General features: G+C 34.7%; 20 protein-coding genes. 14 read left to right on the forward strand and 6 right to left on the reverse strand.

From position 1 onward, the window contains the following. The first annotated feature begins 17 nt into the window (after window positions 1-17). The 12 genes from OPR21_RS05200 (at window position 18) to OPR21_RS05255 (ending at window position 8,673) form a co-directional block, all read left to right on the forward strand. Window positions 18-1,022 (forward strand): major capsid protein, encoded by a 1,005-nt coding sequence (locus OPR21_RS05200; protein ID WP_265029737.1) that lies wholly within the window; start codon window positions 18-20, stop codon window positions 1,020-1,022. Window positions 1,023-1,118: 96 nt separating this feature from the next. Further along, on the forward strand, window positions 1,119-1,436 hold the full coding sequence (locus tag OPR21_RS05205; RefSeq protein ID WP_265029738.1) for a head-tail joining protein: 318 nt from the start codon (window positions 1,119-1,121) through the stop codon (window positions 1,434-1,436). Beyond that, window positions 1,429-1,947 (forward strand): phage tail protein, encoded by a 519-nt coding sequence (locus OPR21_RS05210; RefSeq protein WP_265029739.1) that lies wholly within the window; start codon window positions 1,429-1,431, stop codon window positions 1,945-1,947. The genes OPR21_RS05205 and OPR21_RS05210 overlap by 8 nt, the downstream gene beginning before the upstream one ends. Beyond that, window positions 1,944-2,426, forward strand: a complete 483-nt coding sequence (locus tag OPR21_RS05215; RefSeq protein ID WP_265029740.1) for a hypothetical protein — start codon at window positions 1,944-1,946, stop codon at window positions 2,424-2,426. Before OPR21_RS05210 ends, OPR21_RS05215 begins: the two co-directional genes overlap by 4 nt. Continuing rightward, on the forward strand, window positions 2,413-2,877 hold the full coding sequence (locus tag OPR21_RS05220; RefSeq protein ID WP_265029741.1) for a phage baseplate assembly protein V: 465 nt from the start codon (window positions 2,413-2,415) through the stop codon (window positions 2,875-2,877). The genes OPR21_RS05215 and OPR21_RS05220 overlap by 14 nt, the downstream gene beginning before the upstream one ends. Beyond that, a complete protein-coding gene (locus OPR21_RS05225; RefSeq protein ID WP_063630987.1) occupies window positions 2,877-3,131 on the forward strand; it encodes a PAAR domain-containing protein in 255 nt (84 codons plus the stop codon). Before OPR21_RS05220 ends, OPR21_RS05225 begins: the two co-directional genes overlap by 1 nt. Window positions 3,132-3,471: 340 nt before the next feature. Then, window positions 3,472-4,818 carry an IS110 family RNA-guided transposase gene (locus OPR21_RS05230; protein ID WP_174515809.1) on the forward strand — a complete coding sequence of 449 codons (1,347 nt, stop codon included), beginning with the start codon at window positions 3,472-3,474 and terminating at the stop codon, window positions 4,816-4,818. Window positions 4,819-4,887: 69 nt separating this feature from the next. Continuing rightward, entirely contained in the window at window positions 4,888-6,234 is a 1,347-nt protein-coding gene (locus tag OPR21_RS05235) for an IS110 family RNA-guided transposase (RefSeq protein WP_174515809.1), read from the forward strand. A gap of 107 nt (window positions 6,235-6,341) precedes the next feature. Next, window positions 6,342-6,863 (forward strand): phage late control D family protein, encoded by a 522-nt coding sequence (locus OPR21_RS05240; RefSeq protein WP_406829250.1) that lies wholly within the window; start codon window positions 6,342-6,344, stop codon window positions 6,861-6,863. Between the two features lie 58 nt (window positions 6,864-6,921). Continuing rightward, on the forward strand, window positions 6,922-7,467 hold the full coding sequence (locus OPR21_RS05245; RefSeq protein ID WP_214303457.1) for an ankyrin repeat domain-containing protein: 546 nt from the start codon (window positions 6,922-6,924) through the stop codon (window positions 7,465-7,467). A 67-nt stretch (window positions 7,468-7,534) separates the two neighbouring features. Further along, window positions 7,535-7,750 (forward strand): hypothetical protein, encoded by a 216-nt coding sequence (locus tag OPR21_RS05250; protein WP_006015629.1) that lies wholly within the window; start codon window positions 7,535-7,537, stop codon window positions 7,748-7,750. Window positions 7,751-7,758: 8 nt separating this feature from the next. Continuing rightward, window positions 7,759-8,673, forward strand: a complete 915-nt coding sequence (locus OPR21_RS05255) for a patatin-like phospholipase family protein (RefSeq protein ID WP_265029742.1) — start codon at window positions 7,759-7,761, stop codon at window positions 8,671-8,673. A gap of 95 nt (window positions 8,674-8,768) precedes the next feature. On the opposite strand, the gene wmk (OPR21_RS05260) is transcribed toward OPR21_RS05255, so the two are convergent. The 6 genes from wmk (OPR21_RS05260) to wmk (OPR21_RS05285) all read right to left on the reverse strand — a co-directional run bounded on the left by wmk (OPR21_RS05260) (window position 8,769) and on the right by wmk (OPR21_RS05285) (window position 14,903). Further along, window positions 8,769-9,680, reverse strand: a complete 912-nt coding sequence (gene wmk, locus OPR21_RS05260) for a WO male-killing family protein Wmk (RefSeq protein WP_265029743.1) — start codon at window positions 9,678-9,680, stop codon at window positions 8,769-8,771. 25 nt (window positions 9,681-9,705) lie between these two features. Continuing rightward, window positions 9,706-10,608: a WO male-killing family protein Wmk gene (gene wmk, locus OPR21_RS05265; RefSeq protein WP_265029744.1), complete on the reverse strand. Its 903-nt coding sequence runs from the start codon at window positions 10,606-10,608 to the stop codon at window positions 9,706-9,708. Window positions 10,609-10,756: 148 nt separating this feature from the next. Then, window positions 10,757-11,725, reverse strand: a complete 969-nt coding sequence (locus tag OPR21_RS05270; RefSeq protein ID WP_265029745.1) for a transposase — start codon at window positions 11,723-11,725, stop codon at window positions 10,757-10,759. Window positions 11,726-11,914: 189 nt separating this feature from the next. Further along, window positions 11,915-13,051 carry a hypothetical protein gene (locus OPR21_RS05275; RefSeq protein WP_265029746.1) on the reverse strand — a complete coding sequence of 379 codons (1,137 nt, stop codon included), beginning with the start codon at window positions 13,049-13,051 and terminating at the stop codon, window positions 11,915-11,917. A gap of 102 nt (window positions 13,052-13,153) precedes the next feature. Then, window positions 13,154-13,816 (reverse strand): JAB domain-containing protein, encoded by a 663-nt coding sequence (locus OPR21_RS05280; RefSeq protein ID WP_265029747.1) that lies wholly within the window; start codon window positions 13,814-13,816, stop codon window positions 13,154-13,156. Window positions 13,817-13,985: 169 nt separating this feature from the next. Next, a complete protein-coding gene (gene wmk, locus OPR21_RS05285; protein ID WP_265029748.1) occupies window positions 13,986-14,903 on the reverse strand; it encodes a WO male-killing family protein Wmk in 918 nt (305 codons plus the stop codon). Between the two features lie 129 nt (window positions 14,904-15,032). Between wmk (OPR21_RS05285) and OPR21_RS05290 the strand changes: the two genes are divergently transcribed. Further along, window positions 15,033-15,938, forward strand: a complete 906-nt coding sequence (locus tag OPR21_RS05290) for an Rpn family recombination-promoting nuclease/putative transposase (RefSeq protein ID WP_265029749.1) — start codon at window positions 15,033-15,035, stop codon at window positions 15,936-15,938. A 342-nt stretch (window positions 15,939-16,280) separates the two neighbouring features. Then, window positions 16,281-17,624, forward strand: a complete 1,344-nt coding sequence (gene tnpC / locus OPR21_RS05295; protein ID WP_265022247.1) for an IS66 family transposase — start codon at window positions 16,281-16,283, stop codon at window positions 17,622-17,624. Window positions 17,625-17,709: the final 85 nt, after the last annotated feature.

The following is a 17,709-nucleotide window of genomic DNA, read 5'->3' on the forward strand; positions in this document are numbered from 1 at the left end:
AAGGGGGAAAAGAAAGAATGCAAAATCCATTTACAAACACAGCATTTAGCATGACGGCACTAACAAATGCGATGAATATATTGCCGATAAATTATGGACGTGTTGAAAATTTAAATTTGTTTCCAAATAGGTCAGTAAGATTTAGACATATCACCATAGAAGAACATAATGGAGTTTTAAGCCTATTGCCAACACAAGTACCCGGAGCACCAGCAACAGTAGGAAAAAGAGGAAAAAGAAAGGTAAGAACATTTACGATTCCACACATTCCACATGATGATGTAGTGTTACCAGAGGAAGTACAGGGAATAAGGGCATTTGGATCAGAAAGTGAACTGAAAGCGCTGGCAGACGTAATAACTGACCATTTACAGCTAATGAGAAACAAACACGCAATAACATTAGAGCATTTACGAGTGGGAGCGCTGAAAGGAATAATTTTAGATGCTGACGGGTCAGAATTATTAAATCTGTACAACGAATTTGAAATTACACCAAAAGTAGTAAATTTTGCCCTTGGAACAGCAACAACAGATGTCAAGCGTAAGTGTCTGGAAGTACTCCGGCATATAGAAGATAATCTAAGTGGTGAATATATGACCGGAATTCATGCACTGGTAAGCCCTGAGTTTTTTGATGCACTCACTTCGCATAGTAAAGTAAAAGAAGCATATGAAAGATGGCAAGAAGGAGCAGCACTTCGGAATGATATGAGATCAGGATTTACGTTTTGTGGAATAACATTTGAGGAATATAGAGGGCAAGCAACTGACCCTGAAGGAACGGTTAGAAGATTTATTGAGAAAGATACAGGGCACTGTTTTCCACTAGGAACAGCAAGCACATTTACAACATATTTTGCACCAGCAGATTTTAATGAGACAGTAAATACTCTTGGACAGCCACTATATGCAAAACAAGAGCCAAGAAGATTTGATAGAGGAACTGATTTGCATACGCAGTCAAATCCTCTGCCAATGTGCCATAGACCAGGAACATTAATCAAAGTCACTATAGCATAACATACTGGTAGAGTAACTACAAGGTGGTGAGGCACAGAACGACTCTACCGGTATGCGCTTTCTTAGCATGTAAAGGTTAGTATATCAAAAAGAAATATGCAAGAGAATATTAAGCGATTATTGGAGGATTGTTTTAAGCATTTAGGAGTGGAAGCCACATACTGTAATAAAAATAAGGAGGGTATTCGTAAAATAAAAGTGCTAATTAAACGTCCTGACACTACGTACTCTTTAGGTGCAGATGGAGCATTAACTCAGCAAATTGCTTCTATAGAAATACGTGATCAGGACGTTACTTCCTTTAGCATAGGCGATTATATCAAGATTGAAAAAAGGTTCTACAAGATTTTTGAACCACCGTTAAAAGATTCTTCGAGTGAAATATGGAAAATTGAGGCAATAGAAAGTGTTTGATATTAAAATTAGTAACAATATTAATGAAATAATCTCCAATATTGAAAGAAAAGAGCAGAAAATAAAACTGGCAGCTATAAAAGCACTAAATAGAACAGCACTATGGTTAAAAGCGCAAGCAGCTAAGGAAATCAGTGAGGAAAAGAAGATAAAATTAAGTTTGATAAGAAAGAGATTAAGAATTTTTAAGGCGAAAACTAGCAGATTAGAAGTGTTAATTAGAGCAAATCTCTATGACATTAGAGCATCGACAATTGGCAAAATACAAAAAACAAGAAGAGGATCGAAAGTAGGAAAGCATGAGTTTATAGGAGGATTTGCAGCAGTTATGCCAAAAGGAAATAGCGGTATGTTTAAACGTGAAGGAAGAGCAGCATTGCCAATAAAGGAAGTAAAACTACCACTGGAACCTGAAGGCTCAAGAATAATAAAAGACCTTGTTGATTATGAGAGTGAGAGAGTGTTTGAGAAATACTTTAAGCATGAGCTAAACTATATTTTAAAGATATGACAAAGTTCTGGAAAGATTTACATCAAGCAATTTGTACTAAGTTAAAGGAAGAAATACCGGCTATACAGACATGTGAAATTTATCCATCGATAAGAAAAGAATTATTAGCGCCAGCGTTATTTGTAGAGCTTGTGAGTTTAGAATCGGGAAAAGATCCTGGAACAGAGGAATTAGCGCTGAAAGCAAGATTTGAAGCGAGAATTGTAGTTGATGGAACAGTCGAGTATTCCTCGTTAGTTGTAAGGTCATTAGCAGCAGAAGTAGCAAGAGTAGTAAATAAAAATACTTGGAACGTGAAAAATGTTTCACCAGGAGAATTTATCTCTGCGGAAATTGACGGATTTAGGCCAGAGTTAGATGCGTATTTAGTGTGGTTGATTGAGTGGGTGCATACAATACACGTAGGGCGATCTATTTGGGAAGAAGGAAAATTTAGGTCACACAAAATAGAAATCGGTGAAATAAATGTTAGAAAATAATTTTGCAATTTCGGAACTACAGAGGAAAATGGCCAACATTGTTCGTATCGGGATCATTAAAGAAATAGATTATGAAAAAGCAAAAGTAAGAGTGAAGATAGGAGAACTTTTAACAGATTTTCTTCCATGGATAACTTCTAGAGCAGGAGAGGAAAGAAGCTGGTTACCACCAAGCATAAATGAACAGGTAGTAATATTGTCACCATTGGGAGAGTTATCATTAGGAGTAGTACTAGCTGGAATATATCAGGAAAAATACCCTGCACCAGAGAATAAAAAAGAAATAAATAGTATAAAATTTCAAGATGGAACAAAGTTGTCATACGATAAAGATAAACATCATTTAGAGATTGAAGTAGTAGACAAAATAACACTGAAAGCTGGGGAATCAAGTATAGAAATGACAAAAAGTGGAATAAAATTGAAGGCAGATAAAATAAACCTTAATTGATGAATAAATCGGTTGTGCGAGTAGGAGATCATTGTGCAGAAGCAACACCACATTTTTGCATTAGCGGCAGTAATAATGTTTTTGTGAATGGTAAACCAGTTTGCCGAAAAGGAGATAATTTTACAGAAAGTAGAGTATTAACTGAAGGGTCAAAAACAGTGTTTACAAATGGGTATGGTATAGGAAGAGTTGGAGATTCAATATCTTGTGGTTCTAAAGTAATGAGTGGTAGTAATAATGTTTTTTCAGGATAAAAATAAACCATCTGTTATACTTACAAAAAGTAAGGTTATGAACATGGATATAACTACTAGCCTATTAGGAGCGTCGAACAAGAAAAAAATCTTGTTAAACCGGAAAGAAACTATTTCTTCACTTCCATAGCAATTTTTATATATAATTTATCAAGAAGTACTTCTGCAGTTATAACCGACTGATCAATGGTGCTTAAGTGCCCGTTTAGGAGCGTGGTTTTGGAGGAACGGTTAAACCACTGATGGAGTCTATTATGACTACCTCGATTAGAAGATTGTATAATCTAACCGTCCCAAGCTTAAGTGCTTCTCCATTATAAGTTATAGTAGGATAATTACCATGATAAAGGCAAAAAGTAAACTAGAAATAGTGAATCCTGATACAGCAGGAATTGATATCGGCTCAGCTGTACATTATGTATGTGTACCTGAAGGAAGAGATGAACAACGTGTCAAAAAATTTGGATGCTTTACAGTTGATCTTCATAACTTAGCAGGGTGGTTAAAGAAATGTAAAGTTAGAACAGTAGCTATGGAATCAACAGGAGTATATTGGATTCCTTTGTTTCAAATACTTGAGTCATATGGATTTGAGGTAAAATTGGTAAATGCACGATATATTAAGAACGTGCCTGGTAGAAAATCCGACGTTCAAGACTGTCAATGGTTACAACAATTACACAGCTATGGATTACTCCATGGGTCGTTTAGACCTGATGATCAAATGTGTGTGTTGCGTAATTACGTTAGGCAACGTAGCAACCTGATTGAAAGTGCATCCACACATATTCTACGTATGCAAAAAGCGTTAATTCAAATGAACGTTCAATTACACAAAGTCATAAGTGATATTACTGGAGTGACCGGTATGCAAATTATCAAAGCAATAATTGAAGGTGAAAGGAATCCTGAAAAATTATCAGAATTGAGAGATGTACGGATAAGAAATGATAGATCTACCATGGCAAAAGCGCTAAAAGGCGACTACAGAAAGGAACTCTTATTTGTGTTAAAGCAAGAATTTGAATTGTATAATATTTATCAGGAAAAAATAGCAGAATGCGACAAAAGCATCGAACAATATTACAAAACATTTGAAACAAAATCTGACGAGAATAAGCGATGCAGCAAAATAAAGAATAGGTTTTCAAAAAACAGACCAGACTTTCCTTTACACGAAGAACTGTATAGAGTAACCGGTATTGATTTTACTAAAGTTCCTGGGCTTGATGTGCTAACTATACAAACAATTATCTCAGAAGTTGGTTTGAACCACGATAAATGGCCATCAGAGAAGCACTTTACTTCTTGGTTGGGGCTAAGTCCTGCTAATAAAGTTACAGGGGAAAAAGTATTTGGGACGAGAACTCGCAAAGTTATTGCTCGTGCTGCAAATGCTTTTAGGATGGCTGCCCAGTGTGTGTCAAGAAGCAACAGTGGGATTGGTGCATATTGCAGAAGGTTAAAAAAACGACTAGGAGCACCGAAAGCGATTACCGCTACGGCTAGGAAATTGGCGTGCATTTTTTATAGTATGCTAAAGTATGGACAGGAATATGTAGAGAAGGGCATTGATTACTATGAAAAGTTATATAAGGAAAAAATAGTGAAGACTCTAAGCAAAAAAGCTAGTGAATTTGGTTATGTCTTGATTAAAAAAGAGCTACTAGCAGAAAGAGTTTCTTAGAAGATTGTATAATCTAACCGTCCCAAGCTTAAGTGCTTCTCCATTATAAGTTATAGTAGGATAATTACCATGATAAAGGCAAAAAGTAAACTAGAAATAGTGAATCCTGATACAGCAGGAATTGATATCGGCTCAGCTGTACATTATGTATGTGTACCTGAAGGAAGAGATGAACAACGTGTCAAAAAATTTGGATGCTTTACAGTTGATCTTCATAACTTAGCAGGGTGGTTAAAGAAATGTAAAGTTAGAACAGTAGCTATGGAATCAACAGGAGTATATTGGATTCCTTTGTTTCAAATACTTGAGTCATATGGATTTGAGGTAAAATTGGTAAATGCACGATATATTAAGAACGTGCCTGGTAGAAAATCCGACGTTCAAGACTGTCAATGGTTACAACAATTACACAGCTATGGATTACTCCATGGGTCGTTTAGACCTGATGATCAAATGTGTGTGTTGCGTAATTACGTTAGGCAACGTAGCAACCTGATTGAAAGTGCATCCACACATATTCTACGTATGCAAAAAGCGTTAATTCAAATGAACGTTCAATTACACAAAGTCATAAGTGATATTACTGGAGTGACCGGTATGCAAATTATCAAAGCAATAATTGAAGGTGAAAGGAATCCTGAAAAATTATCAGAATTGAGAGATGTACGGATAAGAAATGATAGATCTACCATGGCAAAAGCGCTAAAAGGCGACTACAGAAAGGAACTCTTATTTGTGTTAAAGCAAGAATTTGAATTGTATAATATTTATCAGGAAAAAATAGCAGAATGCGACAAAAGCATCGAACAATATTACAAAACATTTGAAACAAAATCTGACGAGAATAAGCGATGCAGCAAAATAAAGAATAGGTTTTCAAAAAACAGACCAGACTTTCCTTTACACGAAGAACTGTATAGAGTAACCGGTATTGATTTTACTAAAGTTCCTGGGCTTGATGTGCTAACTATACAAACAATTATCTCAGAAGTTGGTTTGAACCACGATAAATGGCCATCAGAGAAGCACTTTACTTCTTGGTTGGGGCTAAGTCCTGCTAATAAAGTTACAGGGGAAAAAGTATTTGGGACGAGAACTCGCAAAGTTATTGCTCGTGCTGCAAATGCTTTTAGGATGGCTGCCCAGTGTGTGTCAAGAAGCAACAGTGGGATTGGTGCATATTGCAGAAGGTTAAAAAAACGACTAGGAGCACCGAAAGCGATTACCGCTACGGCTAGGAAATTGGCGTGCATTTTTTATAGTATGCTAAAGTATGGACAGGAATATGTAGAGAAGGGCATTGATTACTATGAAAAGTTATATAAGGAAAAAATAGTGAAGACTCTAAGCAAAAAAGCTAGTGAATTTGGTTATGTCTTGATTAAAAAAGAGCTACTAGCAGAAAGAGTTTCTTAGAAGATTTAATTAAAGAAATAGCACAAAAGCATGGGTATGAAAGTAAAGTCGCTGAAAGATTTGAAAATATATTTATACCACATATCATTCAAGCAGATGAAAGCGACATGAGTTTTTTGGAAGGATTAGGGAAAAAATATGATGCACTAGTAAAACCAGCAGGAGGATATATAATTTTTATTCCAAAGGGAGAAGCAAGATCAGCAACTGGAAAGATGTTAGGCACAACAGTACTTACACCTAAAGATGTTATAAATTGGGAGGTAAATTTTAATGTGCGTAACAAATATGGATCTGTTATTGCAAAATGGCACAGTTATGAAAAGGGAGAAACTATAGAAGAGAAAGTGGGAAATGAGGGTCCAAGTTATACTCTGCAAACGCTTTACTCTACTGCAGAATCAGCAATTAGTGCAGCAGCAGCTAAGTTAAGACAATTAAAACGTAGTACATCAAACTTAAATGTAACTGTTCCTGGTAATCCAGAATTATTTGCAGAAGCTAAGATCAGCCTTTCAGGATTTTGTCAGGAAATTGAAGGTGAATGGATAATTAGCAAGGCAGAACATATTCTCAATAATAGGGGATATCAAACTATAGTAGAGGCAACAGTGAGCAAAGCTGTTTAAGTGAAACTTAAGCAAATGATTATTTAATTCTAGATGGGTATAATTATTGCAGTACTACATGAGCAGAAATGTAAGAAGGCTTTTTCATAAAAATTCAATTATACGTCAAGGAGAATTTGATGGATTAATTTTTCTTATAGTGCTAACGGTGTGTATTGTGGTTATATATTTTTCCTTGTTTAAAAAAGGAGATGAGAGTTACAGCGCCACATTAGAAATCGCAGCTAAGAACTGTGACTTAGAAACTGTGAAATCCTTGATAAAAGATAATATAAGTATTGGTGAAAAATCATTACGTTATGTTGCAGGAGAAGGATGTTTAGAAATCGTAAGGTTTTTAGTAGAAGATGGTATTGATATTAATGCTACTAATAAATTTAAATGGACAGCGCTACATTCTGCTGCAGATCAAGGCTATTTAGAAATCGTTGAGTTTCTATTAGAAAAAGGAGCGAATCCTAACATAAAGGATAGCAATGGAAAAAGCCCTAGAAGAATAGCTGTAATGGCATCAAGGCACAACAAAGATAAACCTTACAGAGAAATAATAAAGCTACTTGCAGAAGCAGAGGATCGATACAAATCAATAGAAAGAAATCACTAAAGCTGTAAGTTTTCTATAATCTGTATATAAACTTCTAAAACTATCCATAACAAGTTAATATCTTCACATGAAAAAGCAAAAAATCCCAATCACAGTAATAGTAACGATAGTAATACAGACCATAGCAACAATTTGGTGGCTCGCTAAGCTTGATTTAAAAGTACAAATTCATGATCAATTTATAGAACGAAATCACGAACTAATGGAAACAGTTTATCGCCTTGAGGAGCGGGTAAAAAACCTCATTGAAGAAGTTAATGAGCTTGAGCAAAAACACAAATAAATTTCACAGTGGTAAAATACATTTTATCCGTTGATGGAGGTGGCATTAGAGGGATAATACCTGCCATTATTCTAGCAGAAATTGAATCTAGGACAAAAAAGCCAATTTCCCAGATTTTTGATTTAATGGCAGGAACCTCAACCGGTGGGATTATTGTTGCTGGACTTTGTAAAAGCAATAAACTTCAATACTCTGCCAATGATTTGGTTGAACTTTATCAAGAGTATGGAGCATATATCTTTCAATCACCATTTTGGAGAAAATCAATTGCTTCTTGGCTGAGTGGTTCTCAGTACTCATATAGAAATATGGAATTTATTCTCAACAAATACTTTGGTGAAAGTACTATGGCCGATGTTGCGAGTAATCTACTACTCACCAGTTATGACATTCACAATAGTTGTGAATTTTTCTTCAAAAGTTGGAAAGAAAAAAACATTAAGTTGAAAGATGCACTCAGAGCTACAACAGCTGCTCCAACGTACTTCACACCAAAACGTCTGAAAATTAGCCAAACAGAGAGAGTATTGATAGATGGTGGAGTGTTTGCCAATAATCCAGCGGCTTGTGCATATGCAAGTGGTAAGAGGTTATTTCCAAATGATGAGATTATACTGCTATCAATAGGCACTGGTGGAACAGATAGAAGTATAAAGTATGCTAACTCAAGGAAATTTGGCAAAATAGGGTGGATCAAGCCACTACTGAATGTGATGTTTGCCTCTGGATTGGATTGCGTTGATTATCAACTAGAACAAGTAATAGACGATAAATATATAAGAATACAATCGCAATTGAAAGTAGCATCGACTGAGATGGACAATATTACACTCAAAAATATCAAATCTCTTCAGCAAGAGGCAAATGCAATGATAGAGGACAACCAGAAATTAATAGATAAACTTTGCGATTTCATATCTTAATTTATACCAAGCAAAATTCAACTGAGCCAAAAAAGTTGGTTAGCAAATTCTACTGGTTAAATCATTAACTAACTTTACTTATATCTTAAAGACATTCAATTTTCACACTCACCCAACTCATCAGCAGTTAGGCCACTTGCTCGCAAAACAACATCAGTAGAAACACCCGCCCTAACTAGATTTTTTGCAACCTTGATTTTCTCTGTTTTTTTAACTTTTTCTTTGCTACTTTTCATACCTTCAGTTAGAGATTTGACTAGTGATTCTTGATTTTCATCTTCTCTGATTAAATTCATTAGCTTATTATCTTCATTTGTTTTAGGCAGCAGAACTTTAATATTCACTGATAATCCTCCTGCTATTTCATATAATTTGTCAAATGATATGGCGGTGTATCCTATTTCATACTCGTGTATTTCCTTGAGTGTTACACCAACTTTATCCGCCAAATCTTTTTGAGTATATCTTCTTATTAGCCTCCATTCTCTTATTCTTTGTCCTATTCTGTAATATATAGAGTCAGTGCAGATTTCTCTCTCTTTATTATAATACTCGTAAATAGATAAGCCGGTTGCTTGGGAAATTATGTCAATTGAAACTCCTTCTTTTACTAGATTTTTTGCTATTTCCAACCTTGCTTCTTCTTGATTAATTTTTTCGCTAATATGAACAAACCTCACTAATGAAGGCACTATTTTGCCTAACTTTTGATTCTCATATATTTTTGTTAGATAGAGTATTTCTTCGTCTTCATCTTCATACTCTCTTACTGTTATTGGTTTAGGTAATAGATCTACAACATTAACTGACAGTACTCTTGCTATTACATATAGTACTTCAATCGTAATAGGAATATACCCATTTTCATAATTGGTTACTTCTTTATATGCTAATCCGATTTTACTTGCTAACTCTGCTTGAGTACACCTTTGCATTAATCTACAATCTTCTATTTTTTGCCCTATTTTATAACTTATAGAACTAATATCTCTTACAGAAACAAACATATATACCTTACTTAGAAATAAATTTTCATGCAATTTGATCAGCGGATAAACCAACTATTTGCAAAATAATATCAATAGAAATTCCCCCTTTTACTAAATCCCTTCCAACTTTAATCCTTTCTATCTCTCTCACTTTCTCCTCACAAATACGTATCCCTTCAAACAAAGATTTTATTAGTGCATTACGTAGTTCTTGGCTCTCAATTTCTTTGTATTCTTTAATCAAATTCGGTAGCTCATTTTCCACTTTACTACCTTCATCTTCCTCTGTTAGTAGATCTGTAATACTAATCGATAATGTTTCTGCTATCTCATATAATTTTCCCAGTGGAGTAGCTACGCGTCCTTGTTCATAGTTGCTTATTTCGTCACGTGTTGTACTCATTTTCTCCGCTAAATCCTTTTGAGTATACTCTCTCACTAGTCTCCATTCCTTTATCTTTTTGCCTATTTGGTAGTAGATAGAACCAACTTTTTCTTCAACACATTCATCAGCAGACAGACCAATTGTTTTTGCAACAATATCAACAGAAACTCCTGCTTTAACCAGACTCTTTGCAATTTTTATTTTTTCCGATTTTCTACTACTTTTCTCACTAACTTGGACAAATTTGGTTAGCAAATAAAACATCTTACGTAACTCCTGATCGTTAATCTTTTTATATTCTCTTACTAGATTTAATATTTCCTCTCCCTCATCTTCAAGACAGCTTTTTGATATAGGAATAAGATCCGTAATACTGATTGATAGTGCCTCAGCTATAGCATATAACCTTTCAATTGAAATTCTACGGTTCCCTTTTTCATATTGAAGTATTACCCAGTACTTTACACCAAGTTTCTCTGCTAAATCTTTCTGAGTGTACCCTCGCTCTAACCTCCAATTTTTTACTTTTTGCCCTACTTCATAGTCTAAACTTCTTTTCACAAAAAGAACCTTGCATATAATATTTTCTACTATATCTCAATTTTGTTAAGGCTCCAGATATAACGGTAAGAAAAAACCTCTGGAACCTTAAAGTTGACTGTAGACACATTAAAGTTTTCTAAAAGATACTGTCCTTCACGTCAACAAGTTATTTAACTAAATTACAATCAAACGGTTGATTATTTTTTAGAATACCAAAAAACACATGCATTAGCTTTCTCATTAATGCAACAACTATAACCATTGGAAGTTTTCCTTTATTTTTCAAACGTTGGCAAAACTTTTGAAAGTAAGAATTATAATTCTTGACTACTATAGCTGGCATATAAAGAGCTTTACGAATACGCTCTGATCCTATTTTACATATTCGACTTTTTTTATTTACGGATGAACCTGATTGGTAATGCTCAGGATTTAGACCAGCAAAAGCTGTAAATTGCCTAGCATTATCAAAATTATCAACAAGTGGCATTTCTGCAATCACAGCAATAGCAGTAAGATACCCTATACCTTTTATGGTCTTGATGTTTTCTACCATATTTTTTAGGTGTGAGTAATTATTAACATGCTCATTAATTTCTTCCTCTATAGCAGAAATTTCTGTTTCTATTGTAGCAATTACCTTAAGTACAGCTTGCTTACAACGAGAATTCATATTTTTATTTTCCAAGCGATTCATTTGTTGTAACTTGTCGTCTTTAAGTGCTTGCAAACAACGATATAGATCTCTTAAACGCCTAACTTCAGGAGGAGTAGGTTTCCAAAGATTAGGTTTATTGGCAATACAAAACCTAGCAATCTTGGCAGCATCTGATTTGTCTGTTTTGTTTCGAAGTAGCTCACTTTTGCCAAAAGCTTTGATTTGAGCTGGGTTTATCAAACTTACATTATGTCCCAGATCATACATAAAATTCACTATATCTTCACTATAACAACTTGTTGCTTCCAGACATAGATGAAAAAAATCTACTCCATGTCTATTGCACCAAGCTACAAGTTTTGCAAAACCTTCTTGATTATTATGAAAAACTTTATGTCGCTCTTTACTGCCTATCAATAAACAAACATCAAATTTTTTTTTAGCAATATCTACACCTAAAATAACATTTGTTTGCATAAACCAGCCTCCAAAACTATAAATAAAGTTGAGAGTTAGACTAACCTTGTGATACGGGATATAATTCCAAAGATACTGTTCAGTCTTTTAACTCTATATGGGAAGGGAGCAAAATCTTTTCGTCAGCCTTTTTGGCATAAGTTTCTTTTCGGCTTCACCTTCCCTGCAAGACATTTTAGCTACAATGCCTTACTCCTTGAAGATACAAGTTTCTTTACTACCTTCACGTATCCTATTTACCCAAGGAGACAATACTTCATCATTGCTAATATCTTTTATAGCATACTTTTCACTCCATATGCCACATCGAGTGAAACTACCTCTCTCTACTGCTTCTTTAAGTTTTACTCCAGCAAAAAGACAATTTTTTCCAATTTCTTCCCCTCTTTTTTGTAACTCAGCCCACATTTCCTTGTTTTCTACTCTGACTTGTACTTGATCATATTTTTTTACATCGTGGTACAATATAACATTTAGCTTACCAATGCTCGTAGGAAACTCTAACATGACAGAGCTGCCATTTGACATATCGGTATAGTTTCTTACACCTCCTTTCTCACTTTTAACCTCAACTGCATCATTACCAATTTTTAAAATATTACTTCCTAACTCTCTCAGTATTTTGGCAACCTCTACTTTACTGTCCTCAGAAAATTCTATATATAATGTTGCATTGTCTATCTCGATATCTATTAATTCTCCTTCTTGCACAGCACTTTCGCCAGCCTTCTCTAGTTCTTCTAGTCTCTTATCTATTTGTGGCTGAACTTCTGGCTGTAGCTCATTATAGATTTCACCTATCAGTTTATTCTGCAATAAAGTATCATGAAACTCTGCACCACTTAGCATTAATTTACGTATTAGCTTTTTACGATCAGCCTTATCAAATTTATGAAAATGTGTGCCCAGTATCACATATTCTGCGAAGCTCCATTCGCCATCATTACATGCATTTATTCTTGCTCCAGAGGCTAGTACTTTGTCTATAACTTTGTGCAATTCATTTACGTTTTTTGTCTCTACTACAGCACTCTTAAACCAGCTCAACTTTTCTGTATTTGGCTTTATTTTTTGCAAAGCTGAAGCAAATGGATTTAGATAATCTGCTTGATCGCTTACAGGTTTTGTGCCATATACATAATCAAGTCCTTTCCCGTAGTTGATATAGTTTTTGCGAACGTCTCTGCTAGGGAAAGGCATTGTATCTTCCGGTTTTATCTCCTTTTCCTTCTGATTATTAATTTTGCTCACAAACTTAGACTGCTTTATATCAACGCCTTCAAGAGCACCAAATATTTTCTTCAATAACTTGTCTTTACTAGTCATATAACCCCCATATCAAAAATACTTTTTAAGTATACAAACCTTAGTTTATACACTCTATTACTCATTATAAATTATAGTAAGTAGATTTGCAAATACTTTCTGCTATAACAATCCGTTTTCTCTAAAGCTAAAATAGCCTCCACCTGTGATGATAATGTGATCAAATAATCTAACGCTTACAGTACTACATGCTGCTGCTAAGCTCTTCGTTACTGCTTGATCTTCTTCTGACGGCTCTAAGCTCCCTCCAGGGTGGTTGTGTGACATTATTATTAATGCTGCATTTTTTATTAATGCTTTTCTTATAATTTCCTTTATATACACTGGTGCTTTTTCCATTTCACCGATATAGGATTCTTCTCCGATTAATTGGCGCCTTTTATTCAAGTACAGTATTTTTACACATTCCCTTTCTGAGTGGCCTATACTTACGTTTAAGTACTCTACTAGCCCTTGTAAGTCCATTATTGGCTCACTCTTGAGCTTTTCTCTCAGTACCCTTTCTAGTGTTTCCTTAACACACATAATCATTGCTACTGCAGAATCAGTCACTCCTTCTATAACTTTCAGGTCATCCATTTCTCTACCTAAAATCCTTCCTACTCCCGTATAAGTATTCACCAGATTTTTAGCAATTTCTTGAGCCTGTGGTCTTTCATGTACTGCACTTAGAAACGTTTCCATTATTTCACGATCAAGTAGTGCTTTGCCTTTGCTTTCTAATATTCTGAATTCTATTTCTTCTTTATTCTTATTATTATTCATATAATTTACCTTTCACTAACAACAAACTTTTTTTAGATATTTACTGCTGTTTTTTATCAGCATTGGCATAGAGCCATAGCTTTCGAGTGAAGTCAAATCAATTTTTCAATCTTTTTTACTTATTTTTTCATCAAGAAGTGAAGATATTAATATATGATAATTTTTTATTTTAAATTTGTTGAATTTCGTCTAAAGAGAGGCCTACCGCTTGCAAAATAATATCAATAGAAATTCCTCCTTTTACTAAATCCTTTGCAACTTTGATTCTTTCCGCTTTCCTCACTTTTTCTTCACAAATCCGTATGCCTTCAAACAAAGATTTTATTAGTGCATTACGTAGTTCTTGGCTCTCAATTTCTTTGTATTCTTTAATCAAATCAGGTAGCTCATTTTCCACTCTACTACCTTCATCTTCCTCTATTAGTAGATCTGTAATACTAATCGATAATGTTTCTGCTATTGCATATAATTTATCAAGTGGAACAGCAACTCTTCCTTGCTCATAATTGCTTATTTCGTCACGTGTTGTATCCATTTTCTCAGCCAAATCCTTTTGAGTATACTCTCTCACTAGTCTCCATTCTTTTATCTTCTTTCCTATTTGGCAGTAAATAGAACCTCCTTTTTCTTCAACACATTCATCAGCAGACAGACCAATTGTTTTTGCAACAGTATCAACAGAAACTCCTGCTTTAACCAGACCTTTTGCAATTTTTATTCTCTCCGTTTTTTTACTATTTTTCTCACTAACTTGAACAAATTTGGTTAGTAAACAAAACATCTTACGTAACTCTTGATCATTAATCTTTTTATATTCTCTTACTAGATCTAATATTTCTTCTCCCTCATCTTCAAGACAGATTTTTTCATTTGATACAGGAATAAGATCCTTAATATTAATTGATAATATCTCTGCCATAGCGTATAACTTCTCAATCGAAATTTTACGTGTTCCTTTTTCATATTGTAGTACTATTTGATACGTTACGCCGATTTTTCCCGCTAAATCTTTTTGAGTATACCCTCGCTTTAACCTCCAGCTTTTTACATTTTGTGCTATTTTGTACCCTATCGAGATATTTGCCATAAATATTATATAGGTTAATACTACCAAATAAAGATATACAAAAGGGATACTTCTTTCTATGTTTGAATTCTAGTTGAATGTTTCTTCATAATTGTGTATAATTATTAATGCTTTCTAGGTTAATTTATCATGGCTTTTTCTAAATTTCTTGATGCACGCAATGATTATGCCTTTAAAAGAATATTTGGCACCGAGAAGAATAAAGATATTCTCATTCATTTCTTGAACGATATTTTAGGTTTTACTGGTTTAGCTGCTATTCACGATGTTGAATTCCTAGCTACCATTTTGGACCCTGAAATTGCCGCTAAAAAGCAGAGTATTGTCGATGTTCTTTGTAAAGACTCTCAAGGTTCAAGATACATTATAGAGATGCAGTTCACTAAGACCAAGGGCTTCGAAAAACGTGCTCAATATTATGCTGCCAAAGCCTACTCAAATCAAGCTGATCAAGGTGATGATTATCATAACCTTAAAGAAATTATCTTTATTGCTGTTGCTGATTGTATTATTTTTCCAGATAAGGCTGAGTACAAATCTAATCACGTCATTTTAGATCAAAATAGCTTGGAACATGACTTAAAGGATTTTTACTTCGTATTCATAGAACTGCCAAAATTTACAAAGACAAAAGAAGATCAACTAGAAAATATAGTAGAAAAATGGTGTTACTTTTTTCGCTATGCAGGAGAAACAAGGGAAGAGGATCTAGATAAGATAGTTGGTAGTGACGTAATAATAAAACGAGCTTATGAAGAAATGAATAAGTTTAATTGGTCAGAAGAAGAGTTACTAGCATATGAACAAATGAAAAAACGCATAATGGATGAGGTAGCTGCTTTAGCTCAAAAATTTGATGAAGGTCTTAAAGTTGGTCAAGAACAAGGTAGACAAGAAGGCATCCAAATCGGCCATGAAAAAGGTAAAATTGAAGTTGCAAAAAACTCACTCAAGGCCGGTGTCTCTATAGATGTTATCGCTCAAATTACCGGTCTCTCTCATTCTGAAATTTTACAACTCAGGGAAAAAACATAAATACTACAACTTATTCATTTTACTTTTCAACATTTATGAAAATCTTTCCTAAGTTAGACATACCCCTTAATTAAGAGTCTAATGAACTGTCTAAAACAGCTATAAAGATTGCACATAGAATTATATAAATTACTATCATAACGTTACCCAAACTTCTATATCAAAGCTACGTGGTAACCGTTCACGCAATGGCGTCAACTTAAGAGCCTTCATTAGCAGACTCTCCTAAAGACATGATGGCGTTTAGGCTTATCAACTTTGTCCATTCACGGTATAAGAAAGTAGTTTACAAAAATTGCATAATTAGTATAAAAAACAATAAACTAGATAGATGAGGGGTTGATGATAGAGGTGCTACAAGAAAAGATTGTGGTATTGGAGTCAGAAGTTGGTACTCTGAAAGCAGAGAATGATAAGTTAAGGACAAAAATAATTGAGCTAGAGGATAAGCTGGGTTTAAATTCAAAAAATTCATCGCTGCCACCATCGCAAGATGTATATCGCAAAAAGACAAAAAAGAAGAGCGATAAAAAACCAGGCGGGCAGCCAGGACATGAAGCGCACAAGCGGGAATTGATGGTAGCAGATGAGGTGGTAAAATGTTCAATTGATACAATTTGCATGTGTGGAAGCCAAGTTATTTTAGAAGAAGAAACTGTGCATCAAAAGGTTGAATTGCCAAAAATTAAACCGATAGTGACTGAATATAGGCTACAAAAAGGCTACTGTAAGGCGTGTAAGAAAAGGATCTCAGCTAGTCTGCCTGAAGGTGTGACAAGGGATCTTTTAGGAGCTAATGCAAAAGCAGTAATTAGCAGTTTTAGTGGATTTTTTATCAATTCAAAAAGGGAAGTACAGCAAATTTTGAGCAGCATATTTAATCTGAATATAAGCCTAGGTTTGGTATCAAAGACCGAGGGTAGAGTATCAGAAAAATGTATATCTGAATACGAAAAAATAAGAGAAGAGCTACGGAAAAGCAAGTATTTACATATAGATGAAACAAGCCATAGGAACCAGGGAAAGAAAGGTTGGAGTTGGGTAGTAACGAATAAAACAGCAACACTTATGAAGTTAGTTGGATCTCGCGGAAAGAAGATATTAAAAGGGCTATTGCCAGAGTATGATGGAATAGTTATAAGCGATAGGTATGCTGCGTATAATTACTTTAATCGTGAAAACAGACAGATATGCTGGGCCCATTTAGCAAGGGACTTTGAAAGGTTTTTTTACAGTAAAAATGTTGAAGTGAGCAGAATTGGCGCAGCATTAAAATCGCTGAGCAACAGGGTATTTGTGGTAGATAGAGCACGTAAACAAAACCTGATAGACAATTTAAGATTTTTCCGGTTAATGAGGAAGATTCGAAAAAGGGTGAAACATTTTTTGCGAGAGATAACAAGGGTTGCAAAAGGAACTCAGGCCTCGAGAATGGCTGCCAATATACTACGTTCTGAAGATATGATGTGGAGATTCGTGCGCAATCCTGATCTGATCGAGACAACCAATAACCTTGCAGAACGTCAGGCTAGACGGTACGTCATTTATCGTAAAAATAGTTTTTTCACTTGGTCAGAACGTGGAGAAAAGTTCATTGAAAGAATGCTTTCGATATTTTTGACTGCACGTTTGAATGATCAGAATCCTGTCCAGAAACTACAGAATTTAGTCGCTATTCCTGCCTAATTGGGAATATTCCGTGAACGGTTACAGCTACGTGCTGTAAGTTCAATATGGAAAATATATTGATCACTTAGCAGTTAATGTCTAC

Source organism: Wolbachia endosymbiont (group A) of Philonthus cognatus (assembly GCF_947251755.1).
Lineage (GTDB): Bacteria > Pseudomonadota > Alphaproteobacteria > Rickettsiales > Anaplasmataceae > Wolbachia > Wolbachia pipientis.

Bases quoted from the DNA above. Each gene is read 5' to 3' on its own strand.
- wmk (WP_265029748.1), bottom strand. From the start codon at position 14,903: ATGGCAAATATCTCGATAGGGTACAAAATAGCACAAAATGTAAAAAGC.
- OPR21_RS05220 (WP_265029741.1), top strand. From the start codon at position 2,413: ATGTTAGAAAATAATTTTGCAATTTCGGAACTACAGAGGAAAATGGCC.
- OPR21_RS05290 (WP_265029749.1), top strand. From the start codon at position 15,033: ATGGCTTTTTCTAAATTTCTTGATGCACGCAATGATTATGCCTTTAAA.
- OPR21_RS05240 (WP_406829250.1), top strand. From the start codon at position 6,342: ATGAGTTTTTTGGAAGGATTAGGGAAAAAATATGATGCACTAGTAAAA.
- OPR21_RS05235 (WP_174515809.1), top strand. From the start codon at position 4,888: ATGATAAAGGCAAAAAGTAAACTAGAAATAGTGAATCCTGATACAGCA.
- OPR21_RS05270 (WP_265029745.1), bottom strand. From the start codon at position 11,725: ATGCAAACAAATGTTATTTTAGGTGTAGATATTGCTAAAAAAAAATTT.
- OPR21_RS05280 (WP_265029747.1), bottom strand. From the start codon at position 13,816: ATGAATAATAATAAGAATAAAGAAGAAATAGAATTCAGAATATTAGAA.
- OPR21_RS05245 (WP_214303457.1), top strand. From the start codon at position 6,922: ATGAGCAGAAATGTAAGAAGGCTTTTTCATAAAAATTCAATTATACGT.
- OPR21_RS05225 (WP_063630987.1), top strand. From the start codon at position 2,877: ATGAATAAATCGGTTGTGCGAGTAGGAGATCATTGTGCAGAAGCAACA.
- OPR21_RS05215 (WP_265029740.1), top strand. From the start codon at position 1,944: ATGACAAAGTTCTGGAAAGATTTACATCAAGCAATTTGTACTAAGTTA.
- OPR21_RS05200 (WP_265029737.1), top strand. From the start codon at position 18: ATGCAAAATCCATTTACAAACACAGCATTTAGCATGACGGCACTAACA.
- OPR21_RS05205 (WP_265029738.1), top strand. From the start codon at position 1,119: ATGCAAGAGAATATTAAGCGATTATTGGAGGATTGTTTTAAGCATTTA.
- wmk (WP_265029743.1), bottom strand. From the start codon at position 9,680: ATGTTTGTTTCTGTAAGAGATATTAGTTCTATAAGTTATAAAATAGGG.
- OPR21_RS05275 (WP_265029746.1), bottom strand. From the start codon at position 13,051: ATGACTAGTAAAGACAAGTTATTGAAGAAAATATTTGGTGCTCTTGAA.
- OPR21_RS05230 (WP_174515809.1), top strand. From the start codon at position 3,472: ATGATAAAGGCAAAAAGTAAACTAGAAATAGTGAATCCTGATACAGCA.
- OPR21_RS05250 (WP_006015629.1), top strand. From the start codon at position 7,535: ATGAAAAAGCAAAAAATCCCAATCACAGTAATAGTAACGATAGTAATA.
- tnpC (WP_265022247.1), top strand. From the start codon at position 16,281: ATGATAGAGGTGCTACAAGAAAAGATTGTGGTATTGGAGTCAGAAGTT.